Here is a 6,203-nt window from a genome sequence, read left to right as displayed (position 1 = left end):
GGCAATCTCCTCTCTTTTCGTTGTTCGCTAATCGTAACTATTATACGACGTGGCAATCGCATTTCAATTATTAATGCTAACGCTCTAGCAATCTCCTCTCGCGTGAGGGATGGCAGCGAAAATCCTTTGCGTAGCAAAGAGAGTAGCGAACAGCGCGACCCGTAGGGGCACGCCCCAATAAAATTAAGTATTCAGTTCTAGATCGTTGATGTAGTCTTGGTATTCGTAGAAAAATACTTCAAACTGTAACATAGTTTCGTTGAAGAAATCAAAAATTTCTGGCCAAGTATTTTTGTTATTTAAACTAACTCCGAGTTTTTCTACCCATATTTTACTTATGGCTTTGCCGGTTTCAAGGTAATAGTTTCTTTCTAAAATGGCTTCAGGTAGATAATCTTCTAGAAGTATTGTTTGAAGGGATTCAATTTTTTCGAAGTAGATTTTTCTTTTTTCTTCCTCTTTTGGTTCGATATCGAGGGAAACTTGTGCTTTTTTATTGTCGATGTAAAACTTGAAGGAAACATCTTTAATTTTGGTGTTATACAACAACCATTTTCTTGGATAGGCTTCAGCAAATTGTACCCAAAATTCTTTTTTTATAAATAAACTTTCTTCTTTGCTGAACATGGTGTGTAAATTTGGGTAGGTTATATTTTATTGGTAAATTTATAAATAATTACAGTTAGGCAAATGACTTTTAATGAATTTTTTGATGCAACATCTGCAATAAGTGAAGTTGAATTACCTTCTATTGCTTCACATATTAAAATGGCTCCTCTTGAACGTGTCAAGTCATTGCAAGAACCTATTTATAGTAGTTTAACTGCTAAAAAAGCTGCTGTAATGATGTTGTTTTATCCGAAAGATAGTGAAACCCATTTGGTTTTGATTAAAAGAAATGCGTATCCAGGTGTGCATTCTTCTCAAATTGCTTTTCCGGGTGGAAAAGTGGATCCTGAGGATGTAGATTTTCGCCAAACTGCCCTTCGAGAAACTTTTGAAGAAATAGGAATATCAGAAGATAAAATTTCTGTAGTTAAAGATTTTACCCCTTTATATATTCCGCCTAGTGATTTTTTGGTTTACCCATTTATGGGAGTTTGTTCTACTGAAATTGAATTTGTTTTACAACAAGAAGAAGTTGCAGGAATTATTGAAGTACCGCTAAAAACATTGTTGGATGATGCTATCATTTCAAATAAAATTCTGGATACTTCTTATGCGAAATCACTTGAAGTACCGGTGTTTGAGATTGAGGAGTATATAGTTTGGGGAGCAACCGCCATGATGTTAAGTGAGTTAAAAGATGTTTTGAAAATGGTGCTTTAAAGTGATACTTTTTGTATGTTTGCTTTTTATTTTTAATACGTATGGGCTTGTTAAAGCGAAATCCATTTGGGCATATTTTATTTATTAAAAAGTGGTTGATACGAATCTTTGGGTGTATTACTCATAGACGTTATCGTGGATTTAATGAATTAAAAATTGAAGGGTCTGAGATTATTCGAAATCTTCCGGATAAAAATGTATTATTCATTTCCAATCACCAAACGTATTTTGCCGATGTAGTAGCGATGTTTCATGTCTTTAATGCAAGTCTTTCTGGAAGAGAAAATAGCATTAAAAATGTGGGATATTTATGGCAACCAAAAATGAACATTTATTATGTGGCTGCAAGTGAAACTATTAAAGCAGGACTCTTGCCGCGAATTTTAGCCTATGTTGGCGCTATTACTGTAGAGCGAACCTGGCGTGCTGGTGGAAAAGATGTGACCGAAAAAAGAGAGGTTAATCCTAACGATACCGAAAATATTAAAATAGCTCTTGCCGATGGTTGGGTTATTACTTTTCCGCAGGGAACCACGAAGTCTTTTAAACCTGTAAGAAAAGGAACTGCACATATTATCAAGCAACATAAACCAATCGTAGTTCCAATTGTAATTGATGGGTTTAGACGTTCTTTTGATAAAAAAGGATTGCGAATGAAAAAGAAGAATATTTTACAATCTTTTATTATCAAAGAACCTTTACAAATTGATTATGATAACGACACGATTGATGAAATCGTTGAAAAAATTGAATTTGCAATCGAGCAACATCCCTCATTTTTAAAGGTTGCTCCTATAGAAGCCTAAATTATTCTTCTAACTCTATTTTTAAAAGCTCTTTGTAATTGTTGTTCAGTTTGTTCAGCAAAATTCCGTAAAGTAATTTATAGAAAAGCCAGAAAAGTAATATAGATAGAGCAATAATAGCCAGTCCAACACTTATAAAAAGTCCTTCGTGTTTTTCATATAATAAACGAAATTTTATATTGTTTTTTATTTCAAAACATACTCCAATTGCACTTGAAATAGAAACTAATAGTAAATTATACCACACATAATATTTTACAATTTTTCGGGTATTCAAAATGTCCTTCATGAGTTTTTTTACTGAAGATCCCGTATTTATGGTCTTGAAATTTTTGTAAAACAAATAAATGAATAGGGTGAGTACAACAAAATTAATTGCCGTAATAATCACTTCGAAATTATACAAATGAGCAATATTTAATTCATTTTTATATTTATCATCTAATAATACTAGTAAGTCGGATCCTCTTAGAATAATAAATTCGATTATGCTAATTATTAAAATCCACTTCACAATGGAAGAGGATTTTTTTTGTAACATATTATAGATAGCTCCCTCTGAAACTTGTTCAAATGAAGTGGTATCTTTTTTCCAGGCTTTTTTTAGTAAATCCAATTCTTTCATATTCACTACGGATTTAATATTTTTTTTAATTTTCCTTTAATTCTGTTCATTTTTACTCGTGCATTTACTTCGCTAATCCCTAAGGTTTCCGAAATTTCAGTGTAATCTTTATCTTCCAAATACATAAAAATCAATGCTTTTTCAATGTCATTCAATTCCTGAACTGCTTGATACATTAATTTTAATTGTTCTTCTTCTTCTTCTGAGTTATAGTCTTCTTGGCTTATACTGAAACTTACATTTTCGTAATTTACGGTTGCAATGCTTCGAGTATTTTTTCTGTAAAGGGTAATCGCAGTGTTCAATGCCACACGATAAGCCCAGGTGGAGAATTTAGATTCTCCTCTAAATTTTGGAAAAGCTTTCCACAATTGAATGGTGATTTCTTGGAATAAATCTTTATGAGCATCTTCGTTATTTGTATAGAGACGGCAAATTTTATGGACAATGTTTTGATTGTCCTTAAGTTGCTTTACAAATAATTGTTCCAAATTTTCACTCATACTTCAAATTAGTACCGCAATACCAAATTTTGTTACAATTTCCTTCTAAATTGCATTATAATGCTCGTGTCTTGTAGTAATTCACCAACAAATCCACAAATTTACTGTAGCTTTCTATGCCGTCTTTTTGCTGATTCATTTTTAAATATTGATCGTAAAAAGCATGAAAACCTTTATCAATAAACGTATCGTATTGTTTCCAGAACGCATCACTTTCTTTATAGTTTTTTAATATTCCGGGGTTGATTTTCAATTTTAAGGCCTTGAATTTTGTTTCGTTTTTTAGAGCAATATTCATCATGCAATACCGCAAGGCATTACTATAGGCGGAATATTGAAAATACAAATCGGGGTTATTGATTCCGGCTAAAAAACCAATAAAATTACATTCACTTTCACTGGCATATCCAATTTGATGTGCCATTTCGTGGCAAACTACATTTGGCAAAGTATATCTTGGAAGTTTGTCATTTATTTGGGCTTCATTGGTAAACGGATTCAAATAACCGGCAAATCCCATGTAAGTGAGAGGCAAACTAAATAATGATTTCTTTTTGCTTGAATGAATGTAATGAAAGGGGAGCTCTTTTATATCATATTTATATCCATTGGTACTGGCTTCAAATATGGTTTCGAAAGGAGCAGCGAAGTGTACTTTGTTATTTTTGTTGTGTGTGATTTCTAATTGTAGCGCATTGGTTTTCTGAATCAACTTTTGTGTGAATTTTTCTAAATCGGTATCCGAATATTCACGTGTGATATTCATTTTATCAAATAGAGGAACTCGGTAATAATTGAGCGCCCATATAAAATGGAATACAAAATAGACTACCGAAAGCACGCTTGTTATTTGAAGTAAATTATTTTTCCAATTTAACTTCCACGTTTTTCGGGTTTTCCATAATTTAAAAAGCAGGTAAGAGAGAATACATCCGTAAAGCACATCCCCAATAGAAAAGGGAATTCCACCCAATACAATTCGCAAGAAATTTGAAATGTATACATACAAACCGTTGCTGTAATACTGTTCTACCACTTCTGGAAAAAAAGCAATTAGTTTCAGAAAAACGATCTGAAAGACCAAGAAAAATGGAAGTAAGTATTTTCTTTTTTTCATTTTAATGTTCTGGATAGTATGGTGTTAGAAAATAGGATGCCTTGAACTTTTTTTTCATATTTGCGTTCAATTTGATAATTCTTTTTGAGAAAAAAGGGCAAGGCAATACTGCTTGAATCGGTCCAAACTTTCAATAATCCTTTATCTTTTGCTTCGTTTTCAATAGTAGCTATTATTTTTGAAGCTATCCCTCGATTTTGATATTCATGATGTACATATAATAAGTCGACACATCCCTCAGGTTCTAATGAGCCAAATCCTACAATTTCTGAATCTATTTCAACTACAATAAAAAAATCCTTTTGTATTTTAAACTCCCAAATAGCAATGTTTTTTGCTTGATTAGCCCATATTTGTATTTGATCTTTGGTGTATTCTTTTATACAAATATTATTTATGCAGTTATAAAATAATTCGGTAATGGCAGGAATATCATTACCACTTGCGTTTCTTATTTTAATATTTGAAGTTATCATGTTGTAAAAGTAAAAATAAAGTTTAGGTTAAAAAGCATTTAAACTTTGTAACTTTGTAACATAAAATAAAAAAGTAAAAATGAGCCAAGAAATAAGAAACCTAGAGCCAAAACCACTTTGGAATAATTTTGCCGATTTGAATGCAGTTCCTCGACCTTCAAAAAAAGAAGATCGTGTAATTGAATTCATGAAAAATTTTGGAAACAAATTGGGTTTAGAAACCTTTGAAGACGAAATTCGTAATGTGATCATCAGAAAACCGGCTACTCCAGGAATGGAAAACCGCAAGCCAATTGTACTTCAAGGGCATTTGGATATGGTTTGTCAAAAAAATAACGATACCGATTTTGATTTTGATACCCAAGGAATTGATATGTATGTAGATGGGGATTGGGTTCGTGCTCGTGGAACTACGCTTGGTGCAGATAACGGTCTTGGAGTTGCCATGATGATGGCCATTTTAGAATCTAAAGATATTAAACACCCTGCTATAGATGCACTATTTACAATTGATGAAGAAACAGGAATGACCGGTGCCTTAAACCTTAAAGGTGGAATATTAAAAGGAGAAATTCTTTTGAATATGGATACCGAAGAAGACGATGAGATTGGAATAGGTTGTGCGGGTGGTATTGATGTAACAGCAAACAGAAGTTACAATGAAGAAGAAACTCCCGAAGGTTCTGTGGGGTATACCATCTCTGTAAAAGGTTTAAACGGAGGACACTCCGGGATGGATATTCACAAAGGTTTGGGTAATGCCAACAAAATAATGAACCGTATATTATTTGACGGATTTGAAAATTTTGGTTTGCAAATTGCTGAAATTTCAGGGGGTAGTTTGCGTAATGCAATTCCTCGTGAAAGCACTGCCAAAGTAATTGTGGCATCAATGTATGACGAAGCTTTTGTATTTGATATGCAAGAAATAATTAGCGATATCAAAGCCGAATTCAAAACGATGGAGCCCAACCTAACGATTGAAATTAATAAAGCTGATTTACCAAGCAAAGTAATGGATCTTGGAGTGCAAGAAGGTTTTATCAGAGGGATTTATGCTGCGCATAATGGCGTATATCGAATGAGTGCCGACATAAAAGACTTAGTGGAAACTTCTAATAATATTGCGCGCGTAATTGTAAAAGACGGTGAAATCACCATTCAAAACTTAACCCGTTCTTCGGTGGAAAGTTCTAAAATGGACTTGGCAAACGGTTTGCGCTCAGCGTATGAATTGTTTGGCTGCGAAGTAACTTTTGGGGGAAGCTATCCGGGTTGGACACCTAATGTGAATTCGGAAATCTTAGAAGTTTTGGTCACTATTTATGAAAAGCAAAATGGCGCCAA

At 33.2% G+C, this 6,203-nt stretch carries 8 protein-coding genes; 3 read left to right on the top strand and 5 right to left on the bottom strand.

The annotated features are described in order from the left end of the window. Nucleotides 1-183: 183 nt before the first annotated feature. Nucleotides 184-627, bottom strand: a complete 444-nt coding sequence (locus ACKOWY_RS09095) for a DUF4268 domain-containing protein (protein WP_408941125.1) — start codon at nt 625-627, stop codon at nt 184-186. A 63-nt stretch (nt 628-690) separates the two neighbouring features. Here ACKOWY_RS09095 and ACKOWY_RS09090 point away from each other — a divergent pair, with 63 nt between their 5' ends. Next, nucleotides 691-1,329 carry an NUDIX hydrolase gene (locus tag ACKOWY_RS09090; protein WP_408941124.1) on the top strand — a complete coding sequence of 213 codons (639 nt, stop codon included), beginning with the start codon at nt 691-693 and terminating at the stop codon, nt 1,327-1,329. A 41-nt stretch (nt 1,330-1,370) separates the two neighbouring features. Next, nucleotides 1,371-2,135 carry a lysophospholipid acyltransferase family protein gene (locus ACKOWY_RS09085; protein ID WP_408941123.1) on the top strand — a complete coding sequence of 255 codons (765 nt, stop codon included), beginning with the start codon at nt 1,371-1,373 and terminating at the stop codon, nt 2,133-2,135. Between the two features lies 1 nt (nt 2,136). Here the strand turns inward: ACKOWY_RS09085 and ACKOWY_RS09080 are convergent, their stop codons facing one another. The 4 genes from ACKOWY_RS09080 to ACKOWY_RS09065 are packed head-to-tail and all read right to left on the bottom strand — an operon-like array spanning nt 2,137 to nt 4,856. Further along, complete coding sequence (locus tag ACKOWY_RS09080; RefSeq protein WP_408941122.1) at nt 2,137-2,760, bottom strand: hypothetical protein; 624 nt, start codon at nt 2,758-2,760, stop codon at nt 2,137-2,139. 5 nt (nt 2,761-2,765) lie between these two features. Then, entirely contained in the window at nt 2,766-3,263 is a 498-nt protein-coding gene (locus ACKOWY_RS09075; protein WP_408941121.1) for an RNA polymerase sigma factor, read from the bottom strand. 55 nt (nt 3,264-3,318) lie between these two features. After that, entirely contained in the window at nt 3,319-4,380 is a 1,062-nt protein-coding gene (locus ACKOWY_RS09070) for a DUF3810 domain-containing protein (protein WP_408941120.1), read from the bottom strand. Beyond that, nucleotides 4,377-4,856: a GNAT family N-acetyltransferase gene (locus ACKOWY_RS09065; protein WP_408941119.1), complete on the bottom strand. Its 480-nt coding sequence runs from the start codon at nt 4,854-4,856 to the stop codon at nt 4,377-4,379. The genes ACKOWY_RS09070 and ACKOWY_RS09065 overlap by 4 nt, the downstream gene beginning before the upstream one ends. A gap of 79 nt (nt 4,857-4,935) precedes the next feature. Here ACKOWY_RS09065 and ACKOWY_RS09060 point away from each other — a divergent pair. Beyond that, nucleotides 4,936-6,203, top strand: a 1,268-nt coding sequence (locus ACKOWY_RS09060; protein ID WP_408941118.1) for an aminoacyl-histidine dipeptidase, incomplete at its 3' end; no start/stop codon positions are given.

The sequence above is a fragment of the Flavobacterium sp. genome (assembly GCF_046073885.1).
In the GTDB taxonomy this organism is placed as follows: domain Bacteria; phylum Bacteroidota; class Bacteroidia; order Flavobacteriales; family Flavobacteriaceae; genus Flavobacterium.
This window is presented reverse-complemented; position numbering and strand designations above follow the sequence as displayed.

Excerpts from the sequence above, each read along its gene's own strand:
- ACKOWY_RS09090 (WP_408941124.1), top strand. The coding sequence starts at position 691 with ATGACTTTTAATGAATTTTTTGATGCAACATCTGCAATAAGTGAAGTT.
- ACKOWY_RS09065 (WP_408941119.1), bottom strand. The coding sequence starts at position 4,856 with ATGATAACTTCAAATATTAAAATAAGAAACGCAAGTGGTAATGATATT.
- ACKOWY_RS09070 (WP_408941120.1), bottom strand. The coding sequence starts at position 4,380 with ATGAAAAAAAGAAAATACTTACTTCCATTTTTCTTGGTCTTTCAGATC.
- ACKOWY_RS09075 (WP_408941121.1), bottom strand. The coding sequence starts at position 3,263 with ATGAGTGAAAATTTGGAACAATTATTTGTAAAGCAACTTAAGGACAAT.
- ACKOWY_RS09095 (WP_408941125.1), bottom strand. The coding sequence starts at position 627 with ATGTTCAGCAAAGAAGAAAGTTTATTTATAAAAAAAGAATTTTGGGTA.
- ACKOWY_RS09080 (WP_408941122.1), bottom strand. The coding sequence starts at position 2,760 with ATGAAAGAATTGGATTTACTAAAAAAAGCCTGGAAAAAAGATACCACT.
- ACKOWY_RS09085 (WP_408941123.1), top strand. The coding sequence starts at position 1,371 with ATGGGCTTGTTAAAGCGAAATCCATTTGGGCATATTTTATTTATTAAA.